The following is a 17,016-nucleotide window of genomic DNA, read 5'->3' on the forward strand; positions in this document are numbered from 1 at the left end:
ATTAAGAGGTAAAAAGGGTGTGGCAAACTCAGGCCCGTGGGTGAGCCTGTTCAAATACGGATTTCAGGCGGTCGACGGACAGGTGCGTGTACACCTGCGTGGCCGCCAGGCTGGCATGCCCCAGCAATTCCTTGATGGAATTCAGGTCGGCGCCCTTGCCCAGCAGGTGGGTGGCAAACGCGTGCCGCAGCGCGTGCGGGTGCTGCTGCGCCGCAGAGGTCGTAATCTGGCTCAAATACCGCTTCACGGTGCGGTACACCAGCTTTTCATACAGCGGGTCACCCTTGTCGGTGAGCAGCAGCGGGCCACCAACGGCGCCAAATTCGTGCGCCCGCCGGGCCTGATATTTCTCAATCACCAGCTTCAGCGTGGGGTTCAGGGGCACGATGCGCTGCTTGTTGCCCTTGCCCGTGACGCGCACCGTGCCCGCGCCCAGGCTCACATCGTCGGGGTGAATGCCAATGAGTTCGGAGAGGCGAATGCCAGTACCGTACAGCATTTCCAGCACCAACTGGTCGCGCTGCCCCACAAAGTCGTCGCTGAACTCGAACGTGTTCAGCAAGCCATTCAGCGCTTCTTCAGGCACGAACTCGGGCAGTTTTTTAGCCATCTTCGGGGCCTTGATGCGCAGCATGGGGTTGCTGGCAATGGTGCCGGCGCGTAGCAGGAACTTGTAGTAGGAGCGCAGGCAGGCCACTTTGCGGTTTACGGTGCGCGGGTCCAGATTTTGCTGCATCAGTTCCACCACCCAGCCCCGGATGAGCGGGTGCGTGGCCTGGGCCGGGTCGGTTAGCTCGTAGGCCGATTTCAGGTAGGCGGCAAACTGGCCGAGGTCGGTTTGGTACGAGGTGAGCGTGTGCGCGCTGTAGCGCTTCTCAAAGCGCAGAAAATCGAGAAAAGCGTCCATACCAACAGCAAAAATGCCCGGCGGTTGGGCCGGGCATCCAATGTAGGGCTTTTTTATTTTCTAACAACTGACCGTTGCCATACGGACGCGAAAAAACCGGCTGGCCTGCCCAATGGGGCAAGCCAGCCGGTTTTAGCAAAGCTAACCGAGGCTTACGGCAGCGGACTATTCGCCGGGCTGGCCGTAGGTGGCGAGCTTGTAAACTGCCTTCTGCTTCATTTTGCGCTGCGTGATGCTGGGCTTCTGGAAGAACGTGCGACGACGCAGCTCTTTCAGGACGCCGGTGCGCTCGAATTTCTTTTTGAAGCGCTTCAGAGCGCGGTCAACCGATTCGTTGTCTTTGATTTGAACGATAATCATATCAGGGAGTGAGGGAGATTTTCAGAAGAGGGCGGTGTAAACCGGGCCGCAAAGATAGACCGTAGATTTAACAGATTCTAACGGATTTAACAGTTTTTTTGTGGTTTCGCGCCTCATGCGCTAATTCGGGCCTTTTCAACCCAAATCCAGAAACGAGCGGAACCACAAAAAATCTGTTAAATCCGTTAGAATCTGTTAAATCGGTGGTTCTACTTGAGGAGCACCCGGGCAATGACCAGCTTCTGGATTTCGCTGGTGCCCTCGCCGATGGTGCAGAGCTTGGAGTCGCGGTAGTATTTCTCAGCGGGGTAATCTTTGGTGTAGCCGTAGCCGCCGAAAATCTGCACGCCTTCGTTGGCCGTGCGCACGCACACTTCCGAGGCGTAGAGCTTGGCCATGGCCGATTCCAGGTTCACGTTCTGGCCGGCGTCCTTCATGGCGGCGGCGCGGTAGGTGAGCAGGCTGGCGGCCTCAATCTCGGTAGCCATATCGGCCAGCTTGAAAGCAATGCCCTGGAAGTTGCTGATTGGCTGATTGAACTGGTGGCGCTCCTTACTGTATTGCAGGGCAGCCTCATAGGCGCCCTGCGCAATGCCCAGGCTCAGGGCCGCGATGCTGATGCGGCCGCCGTCGAGCACTTTCAGGCTTTGCACGAAGCCGTCGCCCACTTTGCCAATCACATTGCCCACGGGCACCTTGCAGTCGGTGAAAATCAGCTCGGTGGTTTCGGAAGCGCGCATGCCCAGCTTGTCTTCCTTGCGGCCGGCCGCGAAGCCCGGCGTGCCGCGCTCGATGATGAAGGCCGTCATGCCGTGCGAGTCGCCCACCTCGCCGGTGCGGGCGATGACGACGGCTACGTTGCCGGTTTTGCCGTGGGTGATAAAGTTTTTCGCGCCGTTGAGAATATAATTTTCGCCGCTCTCGTCAAGCACGGCGGTGGTGCGCATGTTGCCGGCATCGGAGCCGGTGTTAGGCTCAGTGAGACCCCAGGCGCCAATCCATTCGCCGGTGGCCAGCTTGGGCAGGTACTTATGCTTCTGCTCCTCGGAGGCGTGCTGTAAAATGTGACCGGTGCAGAGCGAGTTGTGAGCGGCCATGCTCAGGCCAATGCTGCCGTCAATCTTCGACAGCTCGGCGATGGCCGTAACGTACTCCACGTAGCCAAAACCGGCCCCGCCGTACTCCTGGGGCACCAGCACGCCCATCAGGCCCAGCTCGCCGAGCTTATGAAACACATCGACGGGAAACTCCTGGCTTTCATCCCACCTCATCATGTGGGGCTTGATGTGTTGGGCGCCAAAGTCGCGCACCATTTGCGCAATCATGGTCTGGTTTTCGGTGGCTACGGCTTCCATAGAACGGGAACGGTTGGTGGGAATTGTGAGTACGTACGAATGAGCCATTTCGAAACGAACGACTGTTCGTTTTGGCTACGCGAAAGTACGGGTTTCGGCGTTGGCAACGGCCGGGCGGACGGCGAGCCTAACGAGCTGTTGTTGAAAGGGCGCGGCAAAAGCGTTACTTTTGAGGCTTTTTGGGGGAAACCTGCCGTTGCGGGCTTCGGGAGTTTCCGGTTTTTTTATTTGATTCTGCACTCATTGGCCTTCATGCCGACATTTCTTCTTTGCCGCTTTGGGCGGCTGTGGCTTCTGGCGCTGCCGGCTATGCTGCTTTTTTCGTCGTGTGCCTCCACGAAGTATTATCAAAAGCGGACCCTTTTTCGCCTCACCGACAGCCAAGGACGCCAGCTCGACAGCACCAAGCTGCGCATTGCGGTGAATCGGACCGAGCGCAATTATGTCATTCAGCCCAATGATTACCTGGATGTGCGGGTGAACACCAACAAAGGCGAACGCATTCTGGACCCCAACGGGGAACTGCAGTTCGGCTCGCCTTCGGGCGGGCTGCCCAGCCGGGGCAGCGTGGTGGGCGGTGCCGGGCGTAGTGCCCAGCCGACACGCAACACCGGCGCTGGTGCGGGTACCAGCAGTGGGGGGTCTGAGTTTTTGGTGCAGGCAGACGGCACCGTGACGCTGCCGCTGGTAGGCCGCCTTCGCGTCAGCGGGCTGTCGCTGCTACAAGCCGATAGCATGCTGGCTATCCGCTTTAATGAATACTACAAGCAAGCCTTCGTGTCGACGCGCGTGACCAATAACCGCGTTGTGGTGATGGGGTCGGTGGGCGGACAGGTTATTGCGCTGAATAACGATAACATGAACCTGCTGGAAGTGCTGGCCTTGGCGGGCGGCATCGATGGCGGGGGGGGCGGCAGCGGCGGCCTGTACCGCAACGGCGGCCGGGCCGATAACATCCGCATCATTCGCGGCGATTTGAAAAACCCGCGGGTGCAGCAAATCGACTTATCGACACTCGACGGCATGCGACGGGCCAATCTGCAGGTGGAGCCCAATGACGTGATTTACATTGAGCCTATTCGGAGACCATTCCTCGATGCGCTGACCGACGCGGGTCCGATTCTCAGCCTGACCAGCGTGGTGCTGACGACTACGTTCTTTATTATTTCTCAAGTCAGACGGTAACCGCTGCGTTGTCCGGTCTCACGTATACTTATACCGCCTTTGTGGAGCGGGCAAATCTGGCAATTCTAGTGCAATGGCTATAAACGAAAACCTCGAGCTTGAAGAACTCATCCGCAACGCGTCGGGGGGAGTGGTGGCCCCGCCCACCACTCCCTTCAACGATGCTGATGAGGACGATTCCGCGGGCCTTGATATCACCACTCTGGTGCTGGTGGCCCGCCGCAGCTTGTTGTGGATGATACTGCTCATTGTGCTGGGCATGACGGCCTCTTGGCTGTACCTGCGCTATACCAAGCCGGTGTACCAATCGTCGTCGCTGCTGCGAATTGATGAGCGCGCACAGGCGACCGAAATGGGCATTGCCGAACAGATAGCCCCAGCCGGCGATAAAGGCCGGGGAGGCAAGCTGGCGGGCGAGGTAGAATTAATCAAGTCCAATGTTATTTACCAGCGCCTAAAGGATTCCCTGGCACTGGACGTGAATTATTATGTGCAAGGCACCGTGCTGGAAACAGAATTGTACGGCACTTCTCCCTTCCACGTCAAGTACACCATTGCCGACCCTAGCTTTTACAACCGGAAATTCAGCCTGAAATTCACAAGTCTTCAGCGCTTTAAACTAGAGTTCGCCAACAGCGGAAGTACTGCGGGCAAGGAATACGCGTTGGGGCAACCCATCAATCTGCCCGGCATTCAACTGCAGATTGATGGCACCCCCCAACTAAACCAGGAGGTGCTGGACTCGGACTACCATTTCACCATTCAGGACGCGGGGGCCGTTAATGCCTATCTGGATAAAAATCTGGCCGTAGAAATTGTGAACCCGGACGCCAACACCATTGGCATCTCGTTTAAAGACTTTACCCCCATCAAGGCCCAGAGCATCGTCAACAAAATTGACACGGTTTATAAACAGGCGAAAATGGCCCAGAAGGCCCTGTCGGTTGACCAACAAACCAAGTTTCTGGACAAAACCCTCAACGACACCAAGCAGCAACTGCAGGAAGCCCAGGCTCGCCTGCAAGCCTTTTTGGAAAAAAACAAGGTGCTGGACGTGACGGCCGAGGCAGGTTCCCTTGTGCAGCGGCTGGAAAAGTTGGAACTGGACAAAGAAACCCTGAATGAAAAGTTGGGGCTGTTGGTCGAACTCGGCCGGCTCATCAAAGAGGAAAGCATTACTTCCTCGGAGGACGAGCGGGTGGAGCAGAGCATCCCCGCCATTGCGGGCCTCGACGACCCCCAGCTGGCCTCGGGCCTCAATGAATTGAACGACCAGCAGTGGCAGTTGCGCCGGCTCAGCCGCTCCAGCACCGACAAGACAGAGGCCGTGCAGCAGCGCCAGGCCAACCTGGAATTTACGCGCAACAAAATCCGGCGCATTCTGCAGCAGGACGAAAAGCTGCTGCGGCGGCAAATGAGGCTGCTGGACCAGCAAAGCAGCAAACTGGATGCATCGTTGCAAGACAAGCCGGCCCAGGCCACCGAGCAAGACCGCCTGCGCCGGCCGGTGGAGCAATACGGCCAGCAATACCAGGACTTGTTTCGGCGGAAAATCGGTTTTGAGATTCAAAAGGCCGGCAACATTGCCGATTTCACGATTTTGTCGCCGGCCTCCTTACCGGGTGCCCCCATCTTCCCCAACAAGCTGCTAGCCTACGCCATTGGACTGGCCGGGGGCCTGCTGCTGGGCCTGGGCCTGATTGCGGTGCGCTATTTTATGCACAACACCGTGACGAATGTGCGGGAGCTGGAGCGCAGCACCAAGGCCTCGGTGCTGGGCATCATTCCCACCTACGACAAGGAGAGAATGGAGATTTCGCGGCTGGTGGTGGACAAAAACCCCAAATCGGCTATTTCCGAATCCATTCGCTCCATCCGAACGAACCTGGATTTTATTAGCTCTTCGAAGAAAAAGCGGATGATTTCGGTCACGTCTACTATTTCGGGCGAAGGCAAAACGTTCGTGACGGTGAACCTGGCCGGCATCATCGCGCTGTCGGGGCAGCGGGTGGTCATCCTTGACCTGGACATGCGCAAGCCCAAGGTGAACTTGGCTTTCAGCGCCGAAAACACCAAGGGCGTAAGCACCATTCTCATCGAGCGCCACAGCGTGCAGGAATGCATCCAGCCGACCACCATTGATTCGTTGCAGTTCATTTCGGCCGGCCCCACGCCACCCAACCCGTCGGAGCTGATTCTGAGCGACCGGTTCGATGCCATGATTCAGGAGCTGTACCGGACCTATGACGTCATTCTGATTGATACCCCGCCGGTGGGTCTGGTGACAGATGGCATCCTAATTATGCGCAAAGCGGATATCCCGCTCTACATTGTGCGGGCTGATTATTCGCGTAAGGCCTTCATTAAGAACCTGAACCGCCTCATGCGCAGCAACAACCTCACCAACATGTGCACCATCCTCAACGATGCACCGGCTGGCGCGGGCTATGGCTATGGATATGGCTACGGCTACGGCTACGGCTACGGCAACTACGGTGGCTACGGCCAGGGCTATTACGAAGAGCCATCCAGCCGGCCCCTCACCTTCGGCCAAAAGTTGAAGAAGTTTTTCACCTAACACACTTTAGATAAATGGCTTCGCTCTGGCAAAAGCTTTTTGGCGGGGCCGCGCCGGCCGCCAATCTGGCGCCGCCGGTGGCTGCCCTAGCTACGTTGGGGGCCGACATGCACTCGCACCTGCTGCCCGGCCTCGACGATGGAGCCGAAACGGTGGAGCATTCGGTAGAATTGCTACGGGCCCTGCGCGAGCTGGGCTTTCGCAAGCTGGTGATGACGCCCCACATCATGGGCGACTTCTACAAGAACACCCCGGAAGGCATCCGGGCGGCGCTGAAGCTGCTGCGAGACGCTGCCACTGAGGCCGGCCTGACTGATGTAGAATTAGACTGTGCGGCCGAGTATTACCTGGACGAGTTCCTGGGCCGAAAGCTGGCCGATGGCACCGAAATGCTCACCTTCGGCGGGGAGAAGCGGTATTTGCTGTTTGAGACATCGTACATGAACGAGCCGCTCAACCTGTTCGAAATCATCTTCGAGATGAAAGCGCAGGGCTACCGGCCGGTGCTGGCCCACCCCGAGCGCTACACCTACCTGTACGGCCGCTTCGCGGAAATTGAGAAGATGCGCCGCGATTACGACGTGCTCCTGCAAGTGAACCTGAATTCACTGTCGGGCTACTACTCGCCGGGCGCTAAGAAAGTAGCAGAGCAGCTGATTGACGGCGGCTTGGTTGATTTTGTGGGTACTGATACCCATCACCTGCGCCACACCGACACCCTGCTGCGCCGTACCGTGCCGCAGCCCTACCTGGAAAAGCTGCTGAAAATGCCGCTGCTGAACAATACGCTCTGATGACTTTGTTTTTGGTTGTCAGTTGTTAGCTGTTAACTACTCTGCTGAACACCTAGCAACTGACAACGAGCAACTGACAACGAGCAACTAACAATTAAATCTATGGTTTTCGTTACCGGCGGCACGGGCCTCATTGGCTCTTTTCTGTTGCGGGCCCTGCGCGAGCGGGGGCTGCCGGTGCGTGCCCTGCACCGGGGGGCGGTGCCCACCACGGCCGCGCCGGGTGTGGAATGGATAGCCGGCGACCTGCTGGATACCGAGCAGCTGCGCGCCGCCCTCACGCCCGATGTGACGCACGTATTCCACTGTGCTGGGCTGGTATCGTACGCCCCGCAGGACGAAACCCTGCTGCTGCAGGTGAATGTGGAAGGCACGGCCGCCGTGGTAGACGCCTGTCTGGAGAGGCCGGGCATCCGGTTGGCGTATGTGTCGTCGGTAGCGGCGCTGGGCACACCGTCGGGCGCTGCCACGGCTACCGGAACGCTGAGCGTGACGGAGGCAGCCACCTGGGACCTTGGCGCCGCGCACCCGGCCTATGCGACCTCGAAGTACCTCGGCGAGTTAGAAGTGTGGCGAGGCGTGGCCGAGGGCTTGTCTGCCGTCATCGTAAATCCGTCGGTGGTGCTGGGGCCGGGCGACTGGAACCGCAGCAGCACCCGCCTGCTGCGCTACGCCCACCAGCAACACCGCTTCTACACCCGCGGGCTAGTCAATTTCGTGGATGTGCGCGACGTGGTGGCCCAACTACTGGCCCTGGCCCTCGACCACCCGGAGGTGAGCGGGGAGCGCTACATTCTGAGCGCCGAAGCCCTGCCGCTCGGCGACTTTTTCCGGCAGGCGGCGGCGGCTTTGCAGCGCCGCCCGCCCACGGTGGCTGTGCCCGACTGGGCTGCCGAAGTCATCTGGCGGCTGGAGCACGCCCGGGCGGTGCTCACGGGTGCGCGGCCGCTCATTACGAAAGACACGGCGCGGGCCGGCCGTCGGCCGGTGGTGTACGCACACGGCAAAGTCCAAAGTGCTACAGGGCTCACATTCCGCCCGTTAGCCGAGACACTGGCCTGGTGCGCGGCCGGATTGAGCGAAAACCCGACCAGCGCCCCGGCGGTTATCGTATCTTAGCAAGAGCCGGATTGCACGGTTTTGCTCAATATTTGTTATCATTGACAGAGTACTAGCAAGTGGAGTGAACAACGGTTTGCCGGCGGCTTATTTTTTGTTATCCGACGCTCAGGCCGCCCGTTCACAAAACCCCGATTAATCCACTTAACGGCGATTTTATGCGCATGAACGAACATTTTGAAAACCACCGGGCTGTGCTGGACACCGTGCGCCGCTTCGAGCGCATGCTGGCCCAGCAGGAGTCCGTTTTCTTCGACTTGGAGGACTTCGAGAACATCATCGACCATTACGTCACCAACGCTGAATTTGACAAGGCCCTGCAGGCCTGCGAGGCCGCGCTGGGTCAATACCCCTTCTCAACCGAGTTACTGATTGACCGCGCTCAGGTGACGGCCATGCGCGGCGACTACACCGAAGCCGAGCGCCAGATTGACGCCGTAGCTGCCCTCGACCCTACCAACGCCGACGTGGCCGTGACGCGCGGCATCATCAGCACGCAGCGCGGCGAATTTGCCGAGGCGGTGGAGTTTTTCCGGGCCGGCCTGGAACAGGAGCCCGAGCGCGAGGACATTCATTTCAACCTCGGCCTGGCTTTCCAGAGCTGGCAGAAATTCAAGAGCGCGGCCAAGCACTACAAGCAAAGCCTGCGCCTGAACCCCGACAACGAAACCGGCGTGCAAGAGCTCCTGCACTGCCTCGACATCACGGGTCGGCTGGAGGAGCATGAGGAGTTCTTCAAGCGCTTCACCGACGATGACCCGTACTCGGCCACGGCTTGGTACAACCTGGGTCAATACTGGTACCGCCGCGAAGACTTCACGAAGGCCGCGGAGGCGTTCGATTTCGCCGTGACCATCAGCCCCGATTTCCACGACGCCCACCACTGGCTGGCTGACACCTTTGTGTGCCAGCAGGAGTACCAGAAGGCCATTGCCGAGTTTGAGCAGGCCTACCCGGCCGGCCAGCCGACTGATGAGGCCCTGTGCAACATCGGCGAATGCTACGAGAAGCTACGCGAGTGGGAGCCCGCCCGCAAATACTACCGCCAGGCGCTGGAGCTAAACCCAGAGATGGACGAGGCGTGGTTTGGCCAGGGTGTGCTGCTGCAGGAACAGGGGCGTTGGTTTGAGGCCATCCATTACTTCCGCAAGGCTACCGAGTTGTATGCGGAGAGCGGCGAGTACTGGTCGGCGCTGGGCGCAGCCGAGAACCAGGTGGGCAACGTGGTGAGCGCGCTTGAATCGTACGAGAAAGCCACTGAAGTGGCTCCCGACGACGTGCAGGGCTGGGTGAGCTGGAGCGCCATTCTCTACGAGCAGGGCCACTTTTCTGAAGCCGTAGAACTGGTGCGCCACGCCGTGGAGCTGCATCCGATGGAGGCGCATTTTCAGTATATGCTGTGCGCCTACCTGCTGGCCGACGGCCGCATGCGCGAGGCCTACAACACCCTCGAAACGGCCCTCACGCTCAACTACGAGCAACACGTACTGCTATTCGACTATTTCCCGGAACTGCGTGAGCAGCCGGGCCTCAAGAAATTGATTGAGCAGTTTCGGAAATAACATTTCCCTCACTTAGACGCTACTTTTGTAACCGCCCGTTCTCGCGAACGGGCGGTTTTTTGTTGCCGGCTCCACCCGTTTCCGGCCGCTGTTTTCTCCTAAATCAACTGTTTTACACCTCAAATTGATGAATTACGACCTCTCTCAACTTCCTGAGCGCACGGCCAAGCCCCGCGAGCAAGGCTACACCATGGTGATGGACAAAGGCATGAGCCTGCGCGAAGTGGAAGATTTTCTGGAAGTGGGCGGCGCCTACACCGACGTGGTGAAGCTGGGGTGGGCCACCTCCTACGTGGTGCCCAACCTCCAGCGCAAGCTCGAAATCTACCGCGCGGCCGGCATTCCGGTGTATTTCGGCGGCACGCTGTTTGAAGCTTTCATCATCCGCAACCAGTTTGACGATTACCGCCGTCTGCTCGACAAGTTCGGCATGGAGTACGCCGAGGTGTCGGACGGCAGCATCGACCTCGACCACGGCCGCAAGTGCGAGTACATCCGCGAGCTGAGCAAGGGCGTGCGCGTGCTGAGCGAAGTGGGCTCGAAGGACGCCGAAAAAATCATTCCGCCTTACAAGTGGATTTCGCAGATGGAAACCGAACTCGAAGCCGGCGCCATCAAGGTGATTGGTGAGGCCCGCGAGGGCGGCAATGTAGGCCTGTTCCGCAGCACCGGCGAGGTGCGCTCGGGCCTGGTAGAGGAAATCCTGACCAAGATTCCGGCCGAGAAAATCATCTGGGAGGCCCCGCAGAAGGCCCAGCAGGTGTGGTTCATCAAGCTGCTGGGCTCCAACGTGAACGTGGGCAACATCGCCCCCAACGAAGTAGTGAGCCTCGAAACCATTCGATTGGGCCTGCGCGGCGACACCTTCACCCACTTCCTTGACATGGACGCCGTGGACCCCATGTTCCACCCGGCTGCCAAGAGCACCAAGCCGGGCACGTCGATGCCCCGCGGCTAAACCGGCGATTCGCTTCCGATTTGGCTAACGGTTCGGAGGCCAGTTAGCCCCCACAAGCAAAAAGGCCGGCCCCCTTGCGGGAGCCGGCCTTTTTCGTGTTTGTGTCTGAAGCTTATTGCTTCACCACTTTCAGGGTTTTCGTTTCGCCGGAAGGCAGCGTCACGCGCACCATGTAAACACCGGCTTTCAATTCTTTCACACCGTTCACCGGCATGTCGGACAAGCCTTTGTTCAGCTCAATCGACTCTTCGCGCACCGTACGGCCGGTCATGTCGGTGATGCGCAGTGTGCCTTTGCCGGCATCGTTCGACTCCAATGCGATGTGCAACTCGTCGTTGGCATTGTAGGGGTTCGGGTAAGCCACTGCGCTAGCAGCCGTTGCTTTGCCATCGAAGCTAACGGTGCGGGGACCGAAATAGTCCTCCTTGCCGTCGAGGTCGATTTGGTGCAGGCGGTAGTAAACCGTGCCGGCGCTGTAGCTCGTCTTGTCTTCGTAGCTATAGTTGGTCAGCTTCGTAGAGTTAGGAGCGGCGCTGGCCACATAAGCCACCGTATGAAACTCGGTGCCATTGGTCGAAGCCTGCACTTCGTAGCCTTTGCTGTTGAATTCGGTGGCCGTCTGCCAGGTGATGAGGGCATTCTTGCCGAAGCGCTTGGCATCGAACGCCGTGAGGCGAACGGGCAGCGGGTTGTTTTGGTCGCCGAGGGTGAAGGTAGCGAAGTTCGTTACGCCCGTCTTGGATACCGTGTTATTCGTTTGGTCAACCGCACCGTCGCGGCCAATGGCTCCAAAGGTGTTGCCCGAGTTCGTCGAAAGGAAAATAATCAGGCTGGCTTCAGGAATGCTGCCAGTGCCCGGCGTTCTGGTGTTGGGGCCGTTCAGGTTCATGGTTTCGGCATCGCGGTAGCGGAAAACCATGTTTGCCCGGAGGCCACCACTGGACGTTTGCTGGTCGCTGGGCCGCACACCAATGATGCGACGGATGCCGAACCGGCCGCTAACGGGGGAATATGCTTCAACCGTATTGCGGGTAACCTCTACGTTGCCGGGGCTATTATTCCCGGTAAATGTCAGAGTCATACCGATGTTGCCGTACGTGCGGGTTTCACCAACCAATACCCCCTGACGGGTTGTCCGAACAAAGCCATACAGGAAAGAAGGGTCATTCTCCCCGTTCAGCTGTGCGCCGTTGTTGAAGTTGGTAGAGGCCCGGTCAGACAGGAAAACGACGTTGGTGGCGGGCTGAGTGATGTCCGTAGCCAAAATACCAGCGTTGTTCGACAGCGTAACGTAAGGATTATTTGCCAGCGGGTTAGCAGCGGTAGTGTACACATTCGGCGTCATGAAGTTGAGCGCTTCCGAAACGTTCATTACCCCTTGCAGTGTCTTGGTGCCTCCGCCGGAGATGTCGACCCGTACGAACGAGCCGCCCGTAATATTCTGGTTGCCCCCCGCGAACTCCATGATGGTGTTTTCCCGCTGAATGAAGCTGTCGTACGTGTTGTCGAAGGTGCCGAACACCCGCAACTGACCGACTACCAAGCGGGCGATAGAACGTGCTGCCTGCGAGTTACCACCCATCACAAAATTGAGCGTCTGGGCCGGGCCCGAGCCCCTGTTATCGTAAATCAACGCCCCGCCCGCCGTTTCGTAACGGAAGTCCGAGCGGATATTGGGATAGGGTACACTGTTGCCAGTGCCCAAGTCGCGAATCAGCGCATTCGTAGATGGATTGGGAATACCATTCGTCCAGTTACCAGCGTCAAACCAGTTGTCGTTAACTGCGCCAGTCCAGATGGTTACGGCAATGGGAGTGCCCCCAACCGTGAAAGTAGCAGTGGAGTAGCCGGTAGGCGGATAGGTAACGGTGAAAGGAACACCCGTAGAGCTGTTTACCCCACTAGCCTGGTAGTAAATATCAATGGCATAATTGCCAATTGACGTTACTGCCGATGCACCTATCAGGTTAGGTTGCGGGTTGGAGTTGCTGGGGCTGCTGGGGTCGATGATGAAAGTCCGAACACCGCCCGAGGCAGTCCCCGATTGCGAGAGCGTGATTGGCTGGAAGGCGCCGCCACCCGACGAAGTAGAGCGAACACGATAATAAAGCACTACGCCGCTCACCGTATTAGAACCCGCTTCGGTGGTCGTCACCGTCGTGTTCGTGAGACGTAGCTGTCCGTTGTTGATGTCAAAAGCGCAGGAGGTTCCACCGGCATTCTGGCTGGAGCAGAAATTATAGCCCGGAAACTGAGGGTTGGTACCGGTGTTCGGGAAGTAGTACGAGGTTGCATTCCCACCATCAGAGGCAATCTGAATGTTGGCAGGGTTAAGCGTGGGGGCCGGAGCACGGGTACCCGTCACATCAAAAAAAGCTGTATAGCCCGCACCGCCGTTATCGTCGCGAGTAGTCAGTACCGGGCCGGAACCGTTGCGGTAAGTAGCGCGGTAGCTTACTGAAAGGGAATAACCATCACCGGCCGTTTGAATGAGCGGAATGATGCTTGTGGCTGCAGTAGAGTTAGAGAAAGTGCGTACGCCTCCGCTTGCAGTGGTCTGCGCAAGTTGAACAGTGCCCGACGAAACAGGGTTGAAGCTAGGGTCATAAATCGTGTAGTCGATAAAAGCACCGTTGACGACGCTCGTGCCGGTTTCGGTGGTGGTCAGGGTGCCGCCGTTGAAAATAAGCGTACCTGTGTTGATGTCGAACTTCGGCGCTGTGGTGGAACCCGGCTTCTGGTCAATTAGCGTAGAGCCATCATAAGTGGCTTTCGCATAAGTATTGTTGCCGTTGCCTTGGTTAACGATTACCTGTGCACTGCCTAGTGTCACAGCGGCTTGCACCGTTTGCGTCGAGCCTAGGCCGACAAAAATGGCGAACAGCGGGAGCAAAAAGCTGAGGAAGCGCCGCTGTCGCAACAGCTTCTGAGTAAATGTTAAAGTTTGCATTTGGATTGGGAATTGGATGTAAAAAGGAGGGAAACGAAAAGCCCGTGTTTCGTCACGAGGCGCATATACGCAGGAGTTGGGAAAAGGTAAACCTGTTTGGGAAAAAAGTAACCCAACTTGGGAAAAGTTAAATATTTTGTTCAAATCATTATTAATAATGATTCCTGGATGTTGTGCGTAGCCACTGCGTCAAGCAGGCCATCCGGTGTGCGAAACACCAGAGGCAGAAGCTAGTGCACGATGCTGTAGGGGATGGTGGCCAGCGCTTTTTTCTCAGCGGGCAGTTCCACGCCCAGCAAATCGTGCACGCTCACCCGAATCTTATTGGAGAGCTGTGTGATGGGCAAGTCGTTGCTGTCGTAGCCAAAGGGGTTTTCAATCTCATTGCCAATCATTTCCAGGCCCAGCATGGCGTAGGCCCCAATCATGGTGATGGGCACCATCCACCAGCCGCACGAATCTACGAGCACCAACGGCATTATCATAATGAAAATGGTGATATAGCATTTGATGAAAAAGCTGTAGGAATACGGAATGGGCGTGGCCTTGATGCGCTCGCAGGTACCGTTCACGCTCATCATGCCCAGGTAGTGCTGCTTGATGTTGATGAGGTGGATGGGGTCGAAAATCTGGACCTGCCGCAGCTGCTCCACGCTTTCCATCAATACGGCAATGATGGTAGAGCACACGCTCTCGGCCTTTTGCAGGCGGTCGATGATGTCGGGGGTAGCCTCCATCTTGTCGAAGCGCACGCGGTTGCGCAGGCTGCCTTCGAGGGCAATGGGGAAGTTGGAGATGAGGGCGGCAAAGTAGCGGCGGCTCGATTTGGCCTCACGGGGGAGCAGGGCGTTCATTTCCATGGCCAGCCCGCGGCAGTGCGACACGAGCTGTCCCCACACGCCGCGCCCTTCGTAGTACCGGTCGTAGGCGGTGTTGGTGCGGAACACCAGCAGCAAGCTGAGCAAAATGCCCAGAATGGACAGGTACTCGCGCCCGATGCGGACGTTGAGCGTATGGAAGTCGATGCTAATCACGGCGATGGCCGACCCGTAGAGCCCGACCAGCGCCACGCGCTTCAGCAACAGACGGATGACGGCGGAAGTATGGAAGTGCCACAAGGCCCGCCACCAATCACCTCCTTGATAAACAATCATTATTCAGGTAAATTTTTTTCTACGTCCTGCAACGGCAAAGGAATCGTGGAGGTTTGGGCAGCCGGGTAGATTGGTCTCTGGGCAGCGAAACGCCGGCCACAGGTGGGCAGTAGTTGTGAGGCCGCTTATCACAGGTCATGCCATTTTTGAAGAGCGGGCGGCCACCAGCCGCCGCTGGCGGCGGCCTGGTTTGGGTAGAATGAGGCCAGCACGATGCAGAAAGGCGTTTCCGGCAGAAGTGAAATGGCAGAAAAAAATAATTAAACTTCGGCCGGCCAACGCGTAAGGGGGCGCAAAGGTAAGGAAGGCACTCCGTCCACCCTACCCCCGCCCGGAAATAGTGGCTAGGCGCGGCCACTTTGGCGGCGGCCCGTTTTCTTTGTGGCTCACATTAGGCCTGGCATGGAACTCATCAAACATTTTTTCGACCTTTTACTCCACCTCGATAAGACGCTGGTGAACGTGGTGCACGACTACGGCAACCTCACCTACCTCATTCTGTTCCTCATCATCTTCACCGAAACCGGGGTGATTGTGATGCCCTTCCTGCCCGGCGACTCGCTGCTGTTTGTGGCCGGCACGCTGGCCGCCCAGCCCAACCCCGAAACCGGCCACCCGCTGCTCAACATCTGGCTGCTGATTCCGCTGCTCATCGCGGCGGCCTTCATCGGCGATAACCTGAACTATATGGTGGGCGACTATCTGGGGCCGCGCGTGTTTCGCGAGAACTACAAGTTCCTGAATCGCAAATACCTCGACCAGACGCAGGCCTTTTATGCCAAGCACGGCGGCAAAACCATCATCATGGCGCGCTTCGTGCCCATTGTGCGCACGTTTGCTCCTTTTGTGGCCGGCGTGGGCACCATGACGTACCGCTACTTTGCCTCGTTCAGCATTGCGGGGGCGGCGCTGTGGGTGATTTCGCTCACGTTGGCGGGCTACCTGTTTGGCAATATTCCGCTCGTAAAGAATAACTTCACGCTGGTGATTTATGGCATCATCCTGATTTCGGTGCTGCCGCCGCTGTGGTCGTTCCTGAAAAGCAAGTTTGGCGCCCAGCCTGCGGCCGATGTGCAATAAGCGGCCGGCCGGGGTTTGCCCACGGTAAGCAGTCATTTCTCAGCCAAAACGCCCCCAGCCGGAAGGTTGGGGGCGTTTTTTTGTGTTCTTTTGAAGCTCTTCCCCTTCCATCCCCTTCCATGCGCCAGTTCGGGCTTATCGGCCGCACCCTCAGCCACTCATTTTCCCAAACGTATTTCACCCAGAAGTTTTACTCGCTGGGCCTGAGCGACTATCAGTACGACTTGTTCGAGCTGGCCTCGGTGAATGAGCTACCGGGCCTGCTGGCCACCCACCCCAACCTGGTGGGCCTGAACGTGACAGTGCCCTATAAGGAGTCGGTGATGCTTTACCTGGATGAGCTCGCGCCCTCGGCCACCCACGTGGGGGCGGTGAATGTGATTGAGCGCACGCCCGACGGGCATCTGCGCGGCCACAACACCGACTACATCGGCTTCCGCGAATCGTTGCGCCGGTTCTTTCCGCTCCGGCCCGAGGCGCGGGCGTTGGTGCTGGGCACCGGCGGCGCGTCCAAGGCCGTGGGCGTGGCGCTGCAGGAGCTGGGCATTGCGTACTGGCTGGTGAGCCGCGACCCGCTGGCCCGCGGCCTCACCTACGCCGACCTGACGCCGCAGCTGGTGGCCGCGCATCCGCTCATCATCAATGCCACGCCGCTGGGCACCTTTCCGCGCACCGACGAGTGCCCGCCGCTGCCTTACGAGGCGCTGACGGAGCAGCACTACCTATATGACCTGGTGTATAACCCCACCGAAACCCTTTTCATGGCCAAAGGCAAGGAGGCCGGGGCGCAGGTGAAGAACGGGTTTGAGATGCTGTGTTTGCAGGCGGAGGCGGCGTGGGATATCTGGAATGGGAAATGAGGCAGGCGCCTGGGCAGCATCTGTCATTGCGAGGCCGCAGGCCGTGGCAACCGAAGGTCAGCGTAGTTAATCCGTCTTGTCAAGACCAGTCTCTTTCTTTAGCGACCAGCCTTGATTAAAAAACGAAAGCCCCGATACTGCGCAGTACCGGGGC

At 58.2% G+C, this 17,016-nt stretch carries 13 protein-coding genes; 8 read left to right on the forward strand and 5 right to left on the reverse strand.

All coding sequences use genetic code 11. The features are described from left to right. Positions 1 to 28: 28 nt before the first annotated feature. From Q5H92_RS03810 to Q5H92_RS03820, 3 genes are all read right to left on the reverse strand, one after another. Positions 29 to 907: a tyrosine-type recombinase/integrase gene (locus Q5H92_RS03810; protein WP_305010157.1), complete on the reverse strand. Its 879-nt coding sequence runs from the start codon at positions 905 to 907 to the stop codon at positions 29 to 31. Positions 908 to 1,072: 165 nt separating this feature from the next. After that, entirely contained in the window at positions 1,073 to 1,267 is a 195-nt protein-coding gene (gene rpsU, locus Q5H92_RS03815; RefSeq protein ID WP_243516325.1) for a 30S ribosomal protein S21, read from the reverse strand. A gap of 209 nt (positions 1,268 to 1,476) precedes the next feature. Further along, positions 1,477 to 2,622 carry an acyl-CoA dehydrogenase family protein gene (locus Q5H92_RS03820; protein ID WP_305010158.1) on the reverse strand — a complete coding sequence of 382 codons (1,146 nt, stop codon included), beginning with the start codon at positions 2,620 to 2,622 and terminating at the stop codon, positions 1,477 to 1,479. Between the two features lie 252 nt (positions 2,623 to 2,874). Here Q5H92_RS03820 and Q5H92_RS03825 point away from each other — a divergent pair, with 252 nt between their 5' ends. From Q5H92_RS03825 to Q5H92_RS03850, 6 genes are all read left to right on the forward strand, one after another. Next, positions 2,875 to 3,807, forward strand: a complete 933-nt coding sequence (locus Q5H92_RS03825) for a polysaccharide biosynthesis/export family protein (protein ID WP_305010159.1) — start codon at positions 2,875 to 2,877, stop codon at positions 3,805 to 3,807. Between the two features lie 73 nt (positions 3,808 to 3,880). Beyond that, positions 3,881 to 6,385 carry a polysaccharide biosynthesis tyrosine autokinase gene (locus Q5H92_RS03830; RefSeq protein ID WP_305010160.1) on the forward strand — a complete coding sequence of 835 codons (2,505 nt, stop codon included), beginning with the start codon at positions 3,881 to 3,883 and terminating at the stop codon, positions 6,383 to 6,385. A 14-nt stretch (positions 6,386 to 6,399) separates the two neighbouring features. Beyond that, positions 6,400 to 7,179 carry a tyrosine-protein phosphatase gene (locus tag Q5H92_RS03835; RefSeq protein WP_305010161.1) on the forward strand — a complete coding sequence of 260 codons (780 nt, stop codon included), beginning with the start codon at positions 6,400 to 6,402 and terminating at the stop codon, positions 7,177 to 7,179. Positions 7,180 to 7,281: 102 nt separating this feature from the next. Further along, on the forward strand, positions 7,282 to 8,298 hold the full coding sequence (locus Q5H92_RS03840) for an NAD-dependent epimerase/dehydratase family protein (RefSeq protein WP_305010162.1): 1,017 nt from the start codon (positions 7,282 to 7,284) through the stop codon (positions 8,296 to 8,298). A 164-nt stretch (positions 8,299 to 8,462) separates the two neighbouring features. Next, positions 8,463 to 9,860, forward strand: a complete 1,398-nt coding sequence (locus tag Q5H92_RS03845; protein ID WP_305010163.1) for a tetratricopeptide repeat protein — start codon at positions 8,463 to 8,465, stop codon at positions 9,858 to 9,860. Positions 9,861 to 9,987: 127 nt separating this feature from the next. Beyond that, on the forward strand, positions 9,988 to 10,818 hold the full coding sequence (locus Q5H92_RS03850; protein ID WP_305010164.1) for a phosphosulfolactate synthase: 831 nt from the start codon (positions 9,988 to 9,990) through the stop codon (positions 10,816 to 10,818). A gap of 112 nt (positions 10,819 to 10,930) precedes the next feature. On the opposite strand, the gene Q5H92_RS03855 is transcribed toward Q5H92_RS03850, so the two are convergent. Both Q5H92_RS03855 and Q5H92_RS03860 read right to left on the reverse strand, forming a co-directional pair. Beyond that, positions 10,931 to 13,912 (reverse strand): T9SS type A sorting domain-containing protein, encoded by a 2,982-nt coding sequence (locus tag Q5H92_RS03855; RefSeq protein WP_305010165.1) that lies wholly within the window; start codon positions 13,910 to 13,912, stop codon positions 10,931 to 10,933. Between the two features lie 86 nt (positions 13,913 to 13,998). Next, positions 13,999 to 14,922, reverse strand: a complete 924-nt coding sequence (locus Q5H92_RS03860) for a bestrophin family protein (RefSeq protein WP_305010166.1) — start codon at positions 14,920 to 14,922, stop codon at positions 13,999 to 14,001. A gap of 402 nt (positions 14,923 to 15,324) precedes the next feature. Here Q5H92_RS03860 and Q5H92_RS03865 point away from each other — a divergent pair, with 402 nt between their 5' ends. Both Q5H92_RS03865 and Q5H92_RS03870 read left to right on the forward strand, forming a co-directional pair. After that, entirely contained in the window at positions 15,325 to 16,002 is a 678-nt protein-coding gene (locus Q5H92_RS03865) for a DedA family protein (protein WP_305010167.1), read from the forward strand. A 119-nt stretch (positions 16,003 to 16,121) separates the two neighbouring features. Continuing rightward, a complete protein-coding gene (locus tag Q5H92_RS03870; protein ID WP_305010168.1) occupies positions 16,122 to 16,862 on the forward strand; it encodes a shikimate dehydrogenase family protein in 741 nt (246 codons plus the stop codon). Positions 16,863 to 17,016 lie beyond the last annotated feature (154 nt).

Origin of the sequence: Hymenobacter mellowenesis (genome assembly GCF_030581005.1) — a bacterium.
GTDB classification, from domain to species: domain Bacteria; phylum Bacteroidota; class Bacteroidia; order Cytophagales; family Hymenobacteraceae; genus Hymenobacter; species Hymenobacter mellowenesis.

What these genes read in the sequence shown, in the direction of transcription:
- Q5H92_RS03825 (WP_305010159.1), top strand. Translation starts at nt 2,875, where the DNA reads ATGCCGACATTTCTTCTTTGCCGCTTTGGGCGGCTGTGGCTTCTGGCG.
- Q5H92_RS03845 (WP_305010163.1), top strand. Translation starts at nt 8,463, where the DNA reads ATGAACGAACATTTTGAAAACCACCGGGCTGTGCTGGACACCGTGCGC.
- Q5H92_RS03870 (WP_305010168.1), top strand. Translation starts at nt 16,122, where the DNA reads ATGCGCCAGTTCGGGCTTATCGGCCGCACCCTCAGCCACTCATTTTCC.
- Q5H92_RS03850 (WP_305010164.1), top strand. Translation starts at nt 9,988, where the DNA reads ATGAATTACGACCTCTCTCAACTTCCTGAGCGCACGGCCAAGCCCCGC.
- Q5H92_RS03840 (WP_305010162.1), top strand. Translation starts at nt 7,282, where the DNA reads ATGGTTTTCGTTACCGGCGGCACGGGCCTCATTGGCTCTTTTCTGTTG.
- Q5H92_RS03865 (WP_305010167.1), top strand. Translation starts at nt 15,325, where the DNA reads ATGGAACTCATCAAACATTTTTTCGACCTTTTACTCCACCTCGATAAG.
- Q5H92_RS03810 (WP_305010157.1), bottom strand. Translation starts at nt 907, where the DNA reads ATGGACGCTTTTCTCGATTTTCTGCGCTTTGAGAAGCGCTACAGCGCG.
- Q5H92_RS03835 (WP_305010161.1), top strand. Translation starts at nt 6,400, where the DNA reads ATGGCTTCGCTCTGGCAAAAGCTTTTTGGCGGGGCCGCGCCGGCCGCC.
- Q5H92_RS03830 (WP_305010160.1), top strand. Translation starts at nt 3,881, where the DNA reads ATGGCTATAAACGAAAACCTCGAGCTTGAAGAACTCATCCGCAACGCG.
- Q5H92_RS03820 (WP_305010158.1), bottom strand. Translation starts at nt 2,622, where the DNA reads ATGGAAGCCGTAGCCACCGAAAACCAGACCATGATTGCGCAAATGGTG.
- rpsU (WP_243516325.1), bottom strand. Translation starts at nt 1,267, where the DNA reads ATGATTATCGTTCAAATCAAAGACAACGAATCGGTTGACCGCGCTCTG.
- Q5H92_RS03860 (WP_305010166.1), bottom strand. Translation starts at nt 14,922, where the DNA reads ATGATTGTTTATCAAGGAGGTGATTGGTGGCGGGCCTTGTGGCACTTC.